The 15,357-nt window shown below is 63.2% G+C and carries 11 protein-coding genes; 2 read left to right on the top strand and 9 right to left on the bottom strand.

Annotation, left to right across the window (positions count from 1 at the left end):
- Positions 1-153: 153 nt before the first annotated feature.
- The 9 genes from metW to OGR47_RS01070 all read right to left on the bottom strand — a co-directional run bounded on the left by metW (position 154) and on the right by OGR47_RS01070 (position 13,332).
- Positions 154-783 carry a methionine biosynthesis protein MetW gene (gene metW / locus OGR47_RS01110; protein ID WP_165054913.1) on the bottom strand — a complete coding sequence of 210 codons (630 nt, stop codon included), beginning with the start codon at positions 781-783 and terminating at the stop codon, positions 154-156.
- Positions 780-1,943: a homoserine O-acetyltransferase MetX gene (gene metX / locus OGR47_RS01105; protein ID WP_165054964.1), complete on the bottom strand. Its 1,164-nt coding sequence runs from the start codon at positions 1,941-1,943 to the stop codon at positions 780-782. The genes metW and metX overlap by 4 nt, the downstream gene beginning before the upstream one ends.
- Positions 1,944-2,137: 194 nt before the next feature.
- Positions 2,138-3,283, bottom strand: coding sequence for a cellulose biosynthesis protein BcsN (gene bcsN, locus OGR47_RS01100; RefSeq protein WP_165054914.1), 1,146 nt, complete (start codon positions 3,281-3,283; stop codon positions 2,138-2,140).
- 1 nt (position 3,284) lies between these two features.
- A complete protein-coding gene (locus tag OGR47_RS01095; RefSeq protein WP_267270095.1) occupies positions 3,285-5,480 on the bottom strand; it encodes a hypothetical protein in 2,196 nt (731 codons plus the stop codon).
- Positions 5,477-6,619 (bottom strand): glycosyl hydrolase family 8, encoded by a 1,143-nt coding sequence (locus OGR47_RS01090; RefSeq protein WP_246729801.1) that lies wholly within the window; start codon positions 6,617-6,619, stop codon positions 5,477-5,479. The genes OGR47_RS01095 and OGR47_RS01090 overlap by 4 nt, the downstream gene beginning before the upstream one ends.
- Positions 6,616-9,177 (bottom strand): cellulose biosynthesis cyclic di-GMP-binding regulatory protein BcsB, encoded by a 2,562-nt coding sequence (locus OGR47_RS01085; protein ID WP_246729802.1) that lies wholly within the window; start codon positions 9,175-9,177, stop codon positions 6,616-6,618. Before OGR47_RS01085 ends, OGR47_RS01090 begins: the two co-directional genes overlap by 4 nt.
- Entirely contained in the window at positions 9,174-11,474 is a 2,301-nt protein-coding gene (gene bcsA / locus OGR47_RS01080; RefSeq protein WP_165054917.1) for a UDP-forming cellulose synthase catalytic subunit, read from the bottom strand. Before bcsA ends, OGR47_RS01085 begins: the two co-directional genes overlap by 4 nt.
- Before the next feature lie 95 nt (positions 11,475-11,569).
- Positions 11,570-12,328, bottom strand: coding sequence for a cellulose biosynthesis protein BcsS (bcsS, locus tag OGR47_RS01075; protein ID WP_165054918.1), 759 nt, complete (start codon positions 12,326-12,328; stop codon positions 11,570-11,572).
- Positions 12,329-12,489: 161 nt separating this feature from the next.
- A complete protein-coding gene (locus OGR47_RS01070) occupies positions 12,490-13,332 on the bottom strand; it encodes an alpha/beta hydrolase (RefSeq protein WP_165054919.1) in 843 nt (280 codons plus the stop codon).
- A gap of 133 nt (positions 13,333-13,465) precedes the next feature.
- Between OGR47_RS01070 and OGR47_RS01065 the strand changes: the two genes are divergently transcribed.
- Positions 13,466-14,674 (top strand): glycosyltransferase family 4 protein, encoded by a 1,209-nt coding sequence (locus OGR47_RS01065; RefSeq protein WP_165054970.1) that lies wholly within the window; start codon positions 13,466-13,468, stop codon positions 14,672-14,674.
- Between the two features lie 126 nt (positions 14,675-14,800).
- Positions 14,801-15,286 (top strand): DUF2147 domain-containing protein, encoded by a 486-nt coding sequence (locus OGR47_RS01060; protein WP_165054920.1) that lies wholly within the window; start codon positions 14,801-14,803, stop codon positions 15,284-15,286.
- Positions 15,287-15,357: the final 71 nt, after the last annotated feature.

The raw sequence follows: 15,357 nt of genomic DNA, 5'->3' as shown, positions 1-15,357 counted from the left end.
AAATCAGTCCCGGCGGTTTGTCAAAGATTGTTCCGGAGCCGCCAGCTCAAATGCAATGGGGCCAATCAGACAAAGGCAGGCTAACGCTATTTGGAGCCGAGCGCACGGGACAAACCGTCGCACAACTGTGAAAAAACGAATTGCACCGCAGCATTACTTAAAAGGAGCGTCACGCTCCAAAAGGAAAATCGCTTGTTCGCCCAATAGATTCCAAACCCACCACGGCGCATTGACGCGAATGGGCGCGCCTGCGTGATCGAGCGCAAAACCGCGTTCGATATGGGCGCCGAGATTGTCAACAAGCTCCACGAAGTCGCGGATTGTACACAAATGAATATTTGGCGTGTCGTGCCAGCTATAGGATAAATTGCCGGTCACCGGCATGCGGCCGCGAAGGACGAGCTGGGCGCGCACACGCCAATAGCCGAAGTTCGGGAAAGAGACGATCGCGCGGCGACCGATGCGCAGCATATTGCGAAGCGCTTCGCGCGGATGGCGCGTCGCCTGCAATGTCTGCGACAGAATCACATAGTCGAATCCGTCGTCGGGGTAATCCGCGAGATCCGTATCCGCGTCGCCCTGAATGACGGACAATCCCTTGGCGACGCATTCGTTCACGCCGCGTTGCGAGAGTTCGACGCCGCGCCCGTCGATATTCCTCGTCCGCGCGAGAAGCTGCAAAAGCGCGCCGTCGCCGCAGCCGACGTCGAGCACGCGGGCGCCCGGTTCGACCATGTCAGCGATCAGCAGATGATCGAGGCGAGGATGTTGAGCGAGGGTCATGGCCGCGCCTTCAGCCCGCGCGCAACGGCGGCCGATTCGAGGAAGCCGCGCGTCGTCGCGATGAACATCGGCTCGTGCAGCAAAAAGGCGTCATGGCCTTTGTCCGATTCGATCTCGACGAAGGAAACCGAAGCGCCGCCCGCGTTCAGCGCATGAACGATCGCGCGCGAGTCCGAGGTCGGATAAAGCCAGTCGGAGGTGAAAGAGACGACGCAGAAACGCGTCCTGGTGTCTTTGAAGGCTTTTGCCAGTGAGCCGCCATAGTCGGCCGCGAGATCGAAATAATCGCAGGCGCGCGTCACGAAAAGATAGGAATTGGCGTCGAAGCGCTCGACGAAGGCGACGCCCTGGTAGCGCAGATAGCTTTCGACCTGGAAATCGGCGTCGAAAGAGAAAGTCGGCGCCGAGCGGTCCTGCAGCTTGCGGCCGAATTTGCGCTGCAACGCGGTTTCCGAAAGATAAGTGATATGCGCCGACATGCGCGCCACGGCGAGACCCTTTTCGGGGCGCACGCCCTGCTCGAGATAACGGCCGGCGCGCCAATCGGGGTCGGCCATCACGGCCTGGCGGCCGACCTCGTTGAAGCCGATGTTTTGCGCGGAATGTTTTGCCGCGGTCGCGATCGGCATTGCGGAAAAGACGCGCTCAGGATAGCTCGCCGCCCATTGCAGCACCTGCATGCCGCCCATCGAGCCGCCCGCCACGCAGAACAGCGTATCGATGCCGAGATGATCGACGAGCATCGCCTGGGCGCGGACCATGTCGCGGATGGTGACGACGGGAAAATCGAGGCCATAGGGCTTGCCGGTCGACGGGTTGGTCGAGGAAGGCCCCGTCGTGCCCATGCAGCCGCCGACCACATTGGAGCAGATGATGAAATATCGCTCGGTGTCGAAGGGCTTGCCAGGGCCGACCAAGGCGTCCCACCAGCCGGGCTTGCCTGTTACGGGATGAACGTCCGCCGCATATTGGTCGCCGGTGAGCGCATGGCAGAGCAGGATGGCGTTGCTGCGGTCGGCGTTCAATTCGCCAAAGGTCTCGTAGCCGATGGCGAGCGGCGCAATGTTGCGGCCGCCGTCGGTGACGAGCGACTGATCCAGAGGGAAAACGACGCTTTTGCCATGCGGCTTGCCGTTCGCCCCATTTGCGCAAGGGGACAAGACCGGCGGCGCGCCGTCAGCGCCTTGCGCCTGCTCAGATTGATTCAAAACGATCCTCGCGTTCGATATGCCGAACGAATTGTTCGGCAACATCGAGGCGCGGGCCGGGACTGTCAAGGCCTGAAATATGAGCGCTTGCTGCTGCGCGCAGCGTTAGACCCCATCCGCTGCGAGAAGAATGCGCTCCGAGATTCTTATCTCGGCGCGATCGCGCGCGGCGCAGTTGGCCCGCGGTAGGCCCGGGCCGGCAGTCCTTCAAATGTCGCGCCCCCGGGAGTAGCAGGGACGCTCGCGGCATATTGAGAGCCCGAGCCGCCCGTCTCTGAGACTGGGCCGAGATAGCGCCGCCCGTCTGCAGGCGTTGCCGGAACCAGAGAGTCGGGCGCCTGATCTTCTCTCGCCGTGGGCGCGATCCGGTGAGCCGCCTGGCGAACGGCGGGGCGGCGGCTCGTCGCGCGCCGAGAGGCGGAAGCATCCGTCCCGCCACCGACGAGCGTCGATTCGAGCAGATCCGCCGACGCCAATTGGCCGCCGCTCGATTGCCCCGTCACCACAGGGCCGAGCGGGCCTGAGGCGACGGCGGCCGCGCTCCGCCCCTCCGTATTTTGGCGCATGGCGTCGGCAACCCGCGCCAGATTGTCCTGGGAGACGCGGAGCTGATCGTACCATTGGGCAAGCTCGTCCGCCGTCACGCCGCGCCGGCACAGGCGCATGCGAATCGAAGCCGCCATCTCGCCATTATTGAAGAAGCTCACGCCTTTCTCGCCGCGGGCGGCCGCTTGCAGATTGTCGACCCATTGCCAGGCGAAGGCGCAGCGCATGTCCCCGGGGCCCGCGCCGACGGCGAGACCATAGGGGCCGAGCGCATTGTGCATCGATCGGTTGACGATCCGCATTGGGGTGCCGTTGAAGCGCGCCAGAATTTCGCGGCGCACGCCCTCCTGGGTCGGCTTGGACAGCACGATCTCACCACGCCCGCCGCCCCTTGGCGCCGTTTGGATATCGATCGAGAGATCGTTCCAGTCACCGGCTTCCCGTGTCTTGTCGAGCGATACGCTCTGGCGCCAGCCGTTGATGAACTGCTTTTCCGTCACGCGCCCATTGCGCACCGCCTCGGCAGGCATGGCCAGGACGGAGAAACTTGCCGTCTCCGCCTTGAGGTCGCGTGCGCTGATCGGCGCCGACAGCGTTTGTCCCGCCACGAATTGGCCCGTGACGGCGGCATTGGGGTCGCTCGCGAATCCGCGTTCGGGCTGGCTTTGGCCACAGGCGGCGAGAGCAAAGGCCAAGGCGGCGCAGAGGGCCGCGGAGAGGGGGCGAAGACGAAAGGAATGGCTCATCTCAGCGGCTCACGGGCGATGGGTATTGGCCGTAGGCGGGGGCCGGCGGTCGTGTGGGAAGGGCGTAACCGAGAGGCCGCATTTGGCCGTAGCCAGTCGCGGCTGGAGGCCCGCCCGGAGGAAGTCCCCGGGCGTTCGCCGGATTGCGGGCGTCGAAGAGCGCAATGCCGGCCTTGGCGGGATCGGCCTCCTGCTCGGCCCATTGCGTGCCAGGCGGCGCGATCTGCTGCGAATAGGTCGGCCAGCTCGCCGTTTCCTGGCCGTTCCAGCCGGCAAGCAGGTTGAAACCGTATTTCTCGTAAGGCATAGGGCCAACGCCCGGCACGCGACGCGCGACGAGGGGGGCTGGCTGCGCAGCCGGCTCCTTGCGCAATGGGCTGTCGGCCGCTGGCGGCAGCCCCATGGCGGGCGGGCGCTGAGCGACGAGCGAAGGCAACGGCAGCGGCCGAAAGCGCAGCGGATTTTCGAGCGCGACGGGCGACGGGAATCGTCCCTTGAGGCCCCTCATTATTCCCTGGAGACGGGCATCCTCCTGGCCCGACAAAAAGCCGACCGGATAGCTGGCGTTCCTGGGCGACGCCTCGATTTCCTGGCGCGCATAATTCGGCGCGGCGCCCGGTATCATCGCCGGGCCGGGCGCCGGGAAGCCGGGCGTGCGCAGACCCGCCCCATGGAGCTTTTGGTTTCCCTTCTGATCGCAGGGCGTCGGCGGATGGTAGCCGCCATCCGGGAAAAGCATGCCGATGACCTCGGCGAAGAGGCCGTCATAGCGGTTGGCGAGCTCGTACAGCGCCTGGTCCTTCTTCAGCCGCTGGAGCGTCAGAGCATAGCCATAGACGGTGGCGTCCTTGGGGAGCCAGGCGACGCCGCGCTCGAACCAATAGAGGGCGACGTCCCATTGGCAGCTGTTATAGGCGTACCAGGCGAGCGCTTGCGCGCCCTCGCCCGATCCGGCCTCCATGGTTGCCCTGGCGTAGCGCGCGAGACGGTCCGCCTCGATATAGGGCGGGATTTCGCGGGTAAGGTCTGTTTCGAGCAGATCGAGGAAAAGGATCATATTGTTGGAGAGCGGCTCGCGCCACGCGTAGGCGACCTCCTCCGCTTCGCGCTTGCGGTCGAGCGCGCGCAGCGAATGCGCAAGACCGTGGGCGATCATCGCGTCGCCGTCGCTTTGTATCGCGAGCTTGAACCACTCGAGCGCGCCCGCGAAATCGCGGCGCTTGTAATCGTACCAGGCGACGAGGCCCAACTGGTTGGCGTCGCCGCTATTTCTTGCATAGGCCTCGAATTTCTGCATGTCGGCGGCGGATACTTCCTCCGGCCGCGCGTCATGCAAGAAGGCGGCGATGCGGGCGCGCGCGACGTCGATGGCGATCTGCGCGAACTCATTCGTCCCCTCGGACGCGCCGGGAAAGGCGGCGAGCAACGTCTCGACGTCGGCCATGCGCAAGGAGGCGAGCGCTTTCTGGATTGTCGCCACTCGGATCTGCGGGTCTTTGGACGTCGCGATGATACGCTTGAACATATCGACCGCATCGCCATTCTGCTTGGCGCGCGCATAGGCGTCCGCGATCGTCCAAAGAACGTCGACCTGGTCCGAGATCTGGCTCAGGTCCTCCTTCTTGGCGTAATCGACGAGGTCCTGAATTTTCTCGGCCTTCCAGAGCGACGCGATCTCGAGTTGCAGCTCCTTGCGTCGCATTTTGGACGCGAGATCGGCAGAAGGCCGCCAGCCGGGAAATTCACGCTCCTTCGCGGCTATGGCCGCCTTTAGCTCGTCGAGCCTGTCCGCCGCATAGAGAACCCAGAACGGCTCCTCGTCGATGACGTTCGAAGCCGGCGCCTCGTATAAATCGGCGGGCGGCTCATAATTCGGATAGAGCGCGTGCAGACGCGCAAGCTCCGCGTCGACGCGCGCAGACTGTTTCTGCGCAGCGTAATAACGCAGCGCAAAATCGTCGGGAGCAACAGGGTCGCCTACAAGCGGGATTTGCAGCCGCGCTCGCGCGGCGCGCGATTTCGGCTTGCCGTCGAGAGCCGACTTAGGATCGGCCGGAGCGATCTCCGACAACGGCGTCTTTTGAGCTTGAGGGGCGCGCAGCGTCTCTTGTGTCGTCACGCCTTGAAGCGGCGCCGCATAGCCGACGCTCGCAAGCAGCGTCAACACGACGGCGCAGGAAAAGAGACGAGGCGTCATCGCAGGCATGACGCATACCTCACCTGCATGGCGATCAGTGACAGCATTTGCAGCGTTGCAGGGTAGTAATTGTCGGAGGACGCAAGCACGAAGATTTGGGCAGGCGCCTTCGCGCCTTCGACGACGCAGGCCGTCAATGCGCCGATCGCGCCGACCCCGACGCCGTCGAACCGGCCGCCTTCGGTCCCATTCGGATTTACGATCGACAAGGCCCCGCGCGTCTTCTTCACGAGCGCCATGAAAGGCGCATATTGCTCGCTTTTGCCGATGCCCGCCCAGGCCATGTAAAGCGGCACGCGCACGGCGTTGTAGGAGAATTGCGCGGGAAGTCCTTCCGCCGGCTTTACGCTCCAGTCCTTCAGAGACATCCAATCGGGCGGCAACGCCTCGGGCTTCGTGCGCGTTGCGTCCAGAAGATCGAGGCCAGTCTGCGTCAGCCTCGGCCAATCAACTTCGGGCGCGACGAGCTTCAATCGCGCGAAAGCCGGGAAGATATAATAGGAGAGGTTGACGATCGGGCCGTCACGGCGGTCACTTTGGTGAAAGCCTGAAACCGCCGGCAGCAGGATCGCACCCATTTTCGTTTTGAACAGCGCCAGCTTGCGGGCCACTTCAACGGCGATGCGCCGGCCCGCGACGCGATAGCTCATGTCGTTCCAGAAATCCCCCGCCTCCGCGAGCGCCCAGGCGACGAGAATGTCGCCGTCCGAGGCGTCGTTCATATCGGCGACGGCGGGACGCTTGCCGGGCTCCCAACGCCAGGCAAGCAATGCGTCGTCGCGCACCATGAGATTGGCGCGTGTCCAACCCCAGATGCGATCGAAAGTCGGCCGGTCGTTGGCGGCCACCGCGAGCAGCATGCCATAGCCCTGGCCTTCGCTATGACTGGTGAGATTATTGCCGGTGTCGATGACGCGGCCTTGCTCAGTGATGAAGCGCGCCTTGTAGGCCTGCCACATCTGGGGCGTTTTGAGCGCGCCGCCGAGCGCCTGCGCGCGCGCGTCGAGAACAAGCCTCGGAGACGCCTCCGGAGTCTCAGGATTGGCGGCAGGCTGGGCTGGCGGCGCGACCTGAGCCCAGGCCGACGTGGCCAGACCTAAGAAAAGCGCCAGAGCGCGTGCGCGCGGCAGAGGCGTCACGATGTCCTCCTTCCGACATTTTTCACGAAGAGCCGCGTCGTGACCGCCAGCAGGAGCCCGACCGCAAGGACCCCCCCCACGTAATAGAGGGCGTGAAGCGAGAGCCAGCCGGCAGCGATGAGCCGCGCGTTGCCGACCGAGAGCGGCTGCGTCATCACGAAACGCGGGTTCGCGACGGGAACGGCATCGATCCTCGCCGAGGACAGGTCGAGCAGCGCCGTTTGTCCTGTGATCTGACGCGATACGCGCGGGTCGACCAAACAGGCGACCGAGTCTGCGAGCGCATCGGCGTTGGGCGCGGTCACCACCGTCCAGACATTTTCATTTGCGCCATCGAGAATGTTTTGGCCGAGCGCAAGCGTTGTCTGCGAGGACACCGCCACTGGGGCCGGCTCCAAGCGGCGGAATATGTCCGCCGCGTCGGTGAATTTGGCGCGGCCCCATTCTCCGACGCGCCGCAGCCAGCTGAAGGCCGCGTTGAAGCGACTCTCGTTGCGCAGGCGCGCGTCCCATTCCTGGAAGAGGTCCCGCGCGCCCTCGCCATCGTCGCTCAGCGCTGTGGCGGGACCGGCGTCATCCTCGCTCCGCGTCGCGCCGGTGGCGGTTCGATCGACGTTTTCGAGCATGGTTCGGAAGCCGCCAATGGATCGCCAGGGGTGGCAAGCCATCGGGAAGTTGCTCTGCAGCGCAAGCCGGTTGCGAGCCGCTTCTTTCTTGGATTCAGCGGGTGCGCCGATTTTCTCGTCCCATACGCGCGCGAGATCGTCGATGGGCATGTCCAGCTTGCGGAGCAGCGCCGGGGCGAGCGCGTCATAAGGCGCGACGGCGAGCGTCGGGCTCTTGCTTGCGAGCGGCGGCGTCTGCGTGATCTCGAAATCGATCGGGCGGCCTGCAACAACGGCGAGATGGGCGACGAAAGTCGCGGCGGCGCCAATCGTCTTGGCGTCGAGGCGCGGCATGTAGAGCTTCGATCGACGCAACGAGGTCGAGAAGGGAAAGCCGCCCGTCGCCGTCACGGCAAGATCGGGCAGGCGGCCAACTCGGGCGATGGAAGGGATTTCGATTTCGGTCGAATCGAGGAAAAGAAAACGATTCGGCGCGTCGCGCAGGGCGAACGTCTCGCAGCGCTCGTCGGCCGGCGCCGGCACATGCGCTTCGATCTCGATGCGATTGAGGCCAGGCCGCAGAAAGCCGAGCGGCACAGGCAAAGGGTTGTCCTTGAAAACCTCTCCCGACGATCTCAAAAGCGGAAGAGTGACCGCGGTGCGCTCGTTCACATTCATGACGAGCTGCGCCTTGGAGGCGAGGCCCGGCGCATAACCACCCGCCACGCGCACAGTCGCGCGGCCGTAATCCGCCGGATAAAAATCCGACGGCATGACGACGTTAAATGCGACGCGGAACAAGCGCCCGTCGAATTCGGCGCTCTTCACGCCGATGTCGCCCAGCCTGATGCGCTGGCCGCCTTCGACCCGATAACCTGGGAAGGCCAATGCGGCGCGCAGGCCCGCCGCCGCCCCTTTCGGACTAGCAGCGACGAGGAACTGCTTGATCGCCTCGTCGACCTGCTGCGCATTTGCCCCCGTCACAACAATCGTGGTGCGCCGTTGGGGCGTCGCGGGCAGCACGAAGGCGCGCGGTTTGCTGACGACGCCCACCATCGGCGGACCGACAATGGCGGCGAGCTCGGCGGCCGTGCCGACCAGGAGATTGGCGCCATAGCGCCCGCCCGCCAGCGCGCCGGCGTCCACGACCGGCTGCTCGAAACGTCCAATGATCGAGACAATCTGCATGACGCGCAGCATGCGATCCAGATCTTTCGTCGCCGGATGGTCGGCGATGACGGCGCGCAGCGGCAATGCGCCCTGTTCATCCGTGGGTAGCGCGCCAAGATCGGAAATGGCGTCGATCTCCGCGTCGGCTTCATCGACGATGAGGCCGGTTCGCGTGGGATCGATTTGCGTCCACAACTCTCGCGTCGCTTCCAGCGAGCAGTCGACTCGATGACGCTGCTCCATTGCGATACGCACCGAGTTGAATCCCGCCCGAAGTAGGCTCGGGGGAATATCGAAGGCGACTGTTTTTACTGCCTGCACGGCTGTGATGGCCGTCGCGCCGACGGGTTGATCGTTGATCAGAAGCGTCAGTCGAGACGCTTCCGGCATGACGGATATGGCGGAGAGATAGCCGAGCTGGAATTGCAGCCGCCGACGCGCCTGCTTGTCCGTCAGATAAATCGGCCACTCCGACGAGCCGGTTTCCCCCACGAGGCGATAGCCCTGAACATTATTGGCAAGATGCCGCAGGATCGTTGCGCGCGGCTTCTGCTCCGGTCGTGACATTTGAGGCGGTGGCGGGACTGCTTGCCCGGCAATCGCGGGCAGCCATTGGGCCGCCTCCGGAGCCATGACCGGCGGGCGATCGACGTGAGATATCTCCTGCGGCGCCGTCAGGAATATCGGCTGCGCCAAAGCCGGGGAGGAACCGAGCGAGAAAACGCAAGCAGCCGCAAAGGCGCGGAATGCGCCACACAAGCGGGTGGAAAGACGCGCGCTCACGCAGATTTCCTCGCCGGCGCAATCGCCTCTTCTTCCTTGAGCTTTGTTTCTCCTTCGACAGCCTGCCGGACGAGGCGACTCAACCAAGCCGTCGAGGCGATTGGCGGCAGCACGGGCGGGGTTTCAACTTTCGATTTGCCGTTCGCCCTTGTCTTCCGGAGATAGGCGAAGGCGCGGATTGGCTCGACGACGCCCCACCAAATGAACTGGCCGGTGCCTGTCCAAAGGCTCTTATGCTTGCGGCGGCTTTGCAGGAAGCGCGGTAAGGCCTCGGGATCGCCGTACATCAGATCTGCGAGGACGACATATTCTTCCGACTGCATGGTGTCGAACTCACAGCCGAAAAACTCTGCGCCACCCAAGGTCGTCGGGGCGCGGCGGAAAATCAGCCGCAGGCTGCGCTCGCCAACAATGCCGCCGATCGTCTCGACGACGAGACGCATGCGCGTGTCTTCGTGTTCGAGCAGCATGGGCGGCATCTCCTCCAGGAGACGCACGCCGCAACCGCCGACCGAGACGTTGATGATTTCGACTGCGACGCGCTGCGCGCCGAAAACGAGCCAGCCCTTGCGCTTGATGGTGAGGCGTGGGTGGCGGTCGCGCTGCTTGCGTTCGGAAACGACGCCCAGCGCCACCCCCGCCATGATGAGATTGAAGGTGTTCCAGAGCCCAACGATGAACATCAAATGGCTCACGCCCGGCTCGAACACATAGCGGAAGGCGGCCACGAGCGAGCCCGCGAGCAGCAGCAGATAGATGATGAAAAACGGCCGCGCGAGTTCGGACAGATGATCGTTCTCGAGCGTGACGCCCTTGGCGGTGACGTTGAACGTCGGCTTGTGCGGGTTCAAGATCACCGAAACGATCGCCTTGCTCAGGAAAACTCCCTGGCAATATTCGTAGAGTTCTGAAATCCAGGGCCAGCGCACATAGCCGAACAGATAGTTCTGCAGCATGACATTTGAGATCATATAAGTCGCCGTGAAGGCGACCGCCTCGTCCACGTTCGAGACAAAGAGCTTGATATCGAAAAGGATATAAACGAGCGGCGCCAGCATGAAGACGAGGCGCGGAAATGGAAAGAACCAGAAGGTCATGCTCGAGAGATAGCCGAGCTTCTGGATAGGCCTCAGCCCTTTCTTGAAGACCGGATTTTTCAAGAGCATGATTTGCAGCATGCCTTGGCACCAGCGCACGCGCTGTCCGATGAAAGATGTGAAAGTCTCCGGTTGCAGGCCGGCGATGAGCGGCTTGTCGACGAAGACGCTCGAATAGCCCTTGGCGTGCAACTCGAAAGCCGTTTCACAATCTTCTGTGATCGTGACGCCCGAAAAACCGCCGGCTTCCATCAGCGCCGAACGGCGCAGCAGCGCCGCCGAACCGCAGAAGAACGAGGCGTCCCATTTGTCGAGGCCGCGTTGCGTCATCGAGTAAAACATTTCGTTTTCCGAAGGCATGCGATCGAAGGTTCTGAGGTTTTTTTCGATCGGGTCCGGATTGAGAAAAACGTGAGGCGTCTGCACGAGGAAGAGCTTGGGGTCGTCGATGAAATAGGCGACTGTCTCCTGCAGGAAGTTACGGAAAGGCGCGTGATCCGCGTCGAAGACAACGACGATATCGCCTTTCACATGGGCGAGCGCGCTGTTCATATTGCCCGCTTTGGCATGGTCGTTTCTTGCGCGCGTGAGGTAACGCGCCCCGAGCCGCTTGCACAATTCCTGCAGCGAGGCGCGGCGCAGCTTCGCGGCTTCGGCTTTCAGAGGGTTTTTGTCGTTGCACTTCTGGTCCGTTCCCCCGTCGTCGAGCAGCCAGACCGTCAGCTTCTCCTTTGGATAATCCAACGACAGCGCCGCCGCCGCGGTCGTGGCGAGAATATATTCGTCCTCGTTGTAGGTCGGGATGAAGACATCGACCGTCGGCAGGTCCTCCTCCGCGCGGCGCGAGAGGGGCGCACGCTTGATCGGATCGATATTGACGACCAGGCTGATGGCCAGGATGGCGACGCAGTAAAGCTCCGCCGTCAAAAGGATAAGCCCGAAGGAGAGACCGAAAGGATCAGAAGCGGGCGGCAGCGTGCACGTCAAACGCCAATAAAGGTAGCGGATGACGATGAAGCCCGAGAGCGCGAGATAAGCATGGCGGGCGAAGGGGCTCCGGCCGTAGCGCCACAGAAGCAGAAGTGCCGCAATAATCGTGATGCTCAATGACAATTGAGCCTGTACGCTGACCGGCTGCGTCAACAACGCCATCGCCAGCACACCCGTCGCAATCCATGCGACTGCACGCAACGCGGACATCAAACTACCCCACATCGTCCAGGATTAAATTGTAGACAAACTGAGCTAAGGCTGCGTTAACGATATGCTCGAGTCTGTCAGACCGACCTTCTTGCTCAGAAGGTCACGCGACTATCGACTGTCCCATAAAGCCCGCCGCCGCGAACGCGATCGTTGAGAAAACCAAGCGCTGCGCCGAATTGCAGCATGCCGAGCCTGATGCCGGTGACATGCCCGCCAAGACGCCATTGCTGAAAGAAATTGTCGCCCAGCGCGCCAAATTCCGGTCCAATATAAACGCGATCGGCGAGGGCCATGCCGAATTTCAACCGCCCGTAGTATGAATTGAAGTTCGTCGAATAGGAGAAGACGCCGGCGATCATCGTCGCGTCCGTCGGCGTGACGTAGAAATCGGTCGCGAGCTTCAAGCCGGCGCTCGTTCCCTTTGCCTGGTTGTTGGGGTCGTTGGGAGAGATCGAGTTATTGACGATCTCGCCGCCGGCATAGACGGCCACCGTCGCCTGTTTGGACACCCACTCATAGCCCATGAGGAAAGCGCCGCCGATAAGATTGCCGTGGACGCCGCCGACATAGGCCGAATTATAGATATAGCTGCCGACGATGCCGCCTGCCCGCAAGCGGAAGCCGCTGCGGTCGAGCGGCGTGAAAGGCGCAATGGTGCCGATGACCGCAGCGGAAAACGCCGACTGCGTCGTGCCGTCGAAGGAGATGTCGATCGCAGCGCGCGGCGACTTCGGCGCGGGCGGGCCGTCGTTCGGCGCGCCAGTATACCAGTCAGCGGCGCATGCATTCGGTCCAACCGCCATCGAGAGCGCGGATGCAACGCTGACAAACAGAAACAAAGAAGCGCGCATGTTCGAGACAACTCATTTGTCTGTAGGCGATCGCTCGCCCCTTCGCCGCTTACCACGCCTTTCATGGCGCCTACGGCGGCGCTAAACTCCTTTTCCGAACTTAATAAAAAGATGCGAATGCGAACGGGGCGTTCATTATCCTTAATGAAGCTTTAACACCCTCAGGAGAAGAGATCGCGCGCCGCCTTGCCGGCGCTCGGCGCGCTCATCAACTCGATGGCCGCGGCGAGCTGCGCGAGATCCTGCGGGCGTGACAGGCGATGGTCGCCGTCGGCGACAAAAGTCAGCGTCACGGGATCCGCCGAGAGATGTTCGACGAGAGTCATGGCGTGACGCCAGGGAACGTCCGTGTCCGCCATGCCCTGCAGAATATGCACGGGCGCATAGGCGTGAATGATCCCGCCGAGCAGGAGATGCTTGCGCCCGTCCTCGATCAGCCGACGCGTGATCGGCATGGGCTCGGGCGCATATTCGGACCGGCGGCCCCAGGCCCCCTTCTCCATGATGTCCCGGCGCGCCGCCTCATCGAGATTCACCCATATGAGCGTCTCCGTGAAATCCACGGCGGGCGCAATCAGGACAAAACCTGCAAGGCGGCCCTCCTCGCCTCTTGCGGCAAGACAGCGCGCAAGGAGCAGCGCGAGCCATCCGCCCATGGAGCTACCGACCACGATCTGGGGGCCTTGCGTCGATTGCAGGAAGACGGCCGTCGTCTGCTCCAGCCAATCGCCGATGCAGCCCTCCTCGAACCGTCCCTCTGATTCGCCATGACCCGAATAGTCGAAACGCAGGAAGGCGCGCCCCCTCTCGCGCGCCCATGCGTCGAGATAGCTGGCCTTGGTGGAGGCCATATCGGACGCGAAGCCGCCGAGCCAGACAGCTCCTGGCGCGCCGCGCCCGGCGCTCGTCGCATGTCGTCGCCGCCTTGCGATGCGCCAGGGCGCGCCGCCAGCGGGATTCGCTACATCGAGAAAGTCGACGTCGTCTGTTTGGGTCAAGCTCATCTCTTATTTTTCGTTGATGCAGCTAAGCACGGTTTGGCCGCGCGCTTGTTTTGCCGCCATTTGCTCATAGTTGGTAAATAATCTCGTAAGAGAATGCGGCCTCACGAAGTTGGAACTGGTCGCCCGCCCCTCGATGCCGCAAACGCTCGCCCCTCCCGCAACCGCCGCCGCCGACCAATCGCTGGTCGGGAAAACGGTGCTGCAAATTGTCCCCGACCTGCAATCGGGCGGCGCGGAACGCGCCACGATCGATATGGCGGAAGCGCTTGCCCTCGCCGGGGGGCGCTGTCTCGTCGCGTCGCGCGGCGGCCGCATGGTCAGCGAGCTGCAATCCAAGGGCGGAATTTGGATTCCCTTCCCGGCGGCCACCAAGAATCCATTCGCCATGGCGCTCAATTCCGTGCAGCTCGCGCGCATCCTTCGCGACGAGGGCGTTGACATCGTCCACGCGCGTTCGCGGGCGCCCGCCTGGGTCGCCTATTACGCCACGCGCCAGACCGGCGTGAAATTCGTCACAACCTATCACAGCGCCTATTACGGCGCTTCCCCAATCAAGCTGCGCTACAACGCCATCATGGCGGTGGGCGACACGGTTATCGCCATTTCCGAGTTCGCGGCGCAACGCATTCGCAAATTGCATCCTGAATCCAGCGAACGCGTCGTCATCATCCCGCGCGGCGCCGATCTTCGTGTCTTTTCCCCGGACGCCGTGTCGGCTTCGCGCGTCAGAAGATTGCGCGCTCAATGGAAAGTAGCGGCGCATGAACGCGTCGTGCTCCTGCCCGCGCGGCTGGCCGCGCGCAAGGGCCATGCGGTGATGATCGAGGCGGCCAAGCGCCTTGCCGCTGAAGGCGTTGCCGACATTCGCATTCTCTTCGTCGGCGATCCGCACAGCGAGAGTTTCCGCCAAGCGATAGAGACGCAGATCATGCGGGCAGGGGTTGCAGATCTCGTGCGCAATGCCGGCCATTGCGACGACATGCCGGCCGCTTATCTCGCGGCCGCTGTTGTCGTCGCGCCCTCGACCGAGCCCGAAGCCTTTGGCCGCGTTGCGATTGAAGCCCAGGCGATGGGCGCGCCTGTCATCGTCTCTGACATCGGCGCCTCCCCAGAAATCGTGCAAGCGCCGCCGCAAACGCCGCGCCATCAGGCGACAGGCTGGCGCGTGCCGCCGGGCGATCCCGCCGCCCTTGCATATGCGGTAAGCGAAGCGCTGGCGTTAACGGCTTCGTCGCGCGACGAGCTGATGCTGCGCGCCCGCGCCAATGTGCAGAGACGTTTTTCGGTCGAGCAGATGCAGCGCGCGACTCTCGACGTCTATCGTCGCCTTCTGCAGCCATAGCGAGAGGCGCCATTCAAGCCGAAGCTACGGCGGCAAGCTTGTCCAGCCCACGTCTCATTGCGGTCGAAGATTCGCCCATTTGAAGGGGGACCTTTCACTCATCGCCACGAGTAAGGAGCGATCGACATGAAGCGTATCCCAGTCTTCGATCTCTTCGCGCGTCTTATGCCCGCAGCCACCGCCTTGGCGCTTCTCGCCGCTCCGGCGGGAGCGGTCGCCCCCAATGATCCCAACGATCCGCACGGCGTCTGGCTGCGCCCGGAGGGCGGCGAGCAATTCAGCTTCTACGACTGCGGGACGCAGCTCTGCGCCAAGCTCATCGCCGTCGCAAACCCCGAGGATCAAAAATCGATCGGGACAGTGATTTTGCGCGGTGCCTCGAAGAGCGGGCCAAATGAGTGGAAAGGCAAGCTCTACAATGCGCAGGACGGTAAGACCTATGATGGCTCCATCACCATCAAATCCGCAAATGAGCTGCGGCTGAAGGGCTGCCTTTGGGGCATCCTTTGCAGCGGCGAGACCTGGACCCGCGTCAGCGCTGCGCCGGCCGTCAAGCCGCAGGCGTCGCTCGAGCCGCACGCCAAGGAAACAAAGGCCGCCAGCGCCCAATAATCGAACTGATCGAGCGCAGTTGAACGCCGCCCTTTTGGGGCGGCGTTTTTTTGTGCATCCCGCCAGCAAGG

It is taken from the genome of Methylocystis sp. MJC1, assembly GCF_026427715.1.
Lineage (GTDB): Bacteria > Pseudomonadota > Alphaproteobacteria > Rhizobiales > Beijerinckiaceae > Methylocystis.
This window is presented reverse-complemented; position numbering and strand designations above follow the sequence as displayed.

Excerpts from the sequence above, each read along its gene's own strand:
- metW (WP_165054913.1), bottom strand. The coding sequence starts at position 783 with ATGACCCTCGCTCAACATCCTCGCCTCGATCATCTGCTGATCGCTGAC.
- bcsN (WP_165054914.1), bottom strand. The coding sequence starts at position 3,283 with ATGAGCCATTCCTTTCGTCTTCGCCCCCTCTCCGCGGCCCTCTGCGCC.
- OGR47_RS01095 (WP_267270095.1), bottom strand. The coding sequence starts at position 5,480 with ATGACGCCTCGTCTCTTTTCCTGCGCCGTCGTGTTGACGCTGCTTGCG.
- bcsA (WP_165054917.1), bottom strand. The coding sequence starts at position 11,474 with ATGTCCGCGTTGCGTGCAGTCGCATGGATTGCGACGGGTGTGCTGGCG.
- bcsS (WP_165054918.1), bottom strand. The coding sequence starts at position 12,328 with ATGCGCGCTTCTTTGTTTCTGTTTGTCAGCGTTGCATCCGCGCTCTCG.
- OGR47_RS01070 (WP_165054919.1), bottom strand. The coding sequence starts at position 13,332 with ATGAGCTTGACCCAAACAGACGACGTCGACTTTCTCGATGTAGCGAAT.
- OGR47_RS01065 (WP_165054970.1), top strand. The coding sequence starts at position 13,466 with ATGCCGCAAACGCTCGCCCCTCCCGCAACCGCCGCCGCCGACCAATCG.
- OGR47_RS01060 (WP_165054920.1), top strand. The coding sequence starts at position 14,801 with ATGAAGCGTATCCCAGTCTTCGATCTCTTCGCGCGTCTTATGCCCGCA.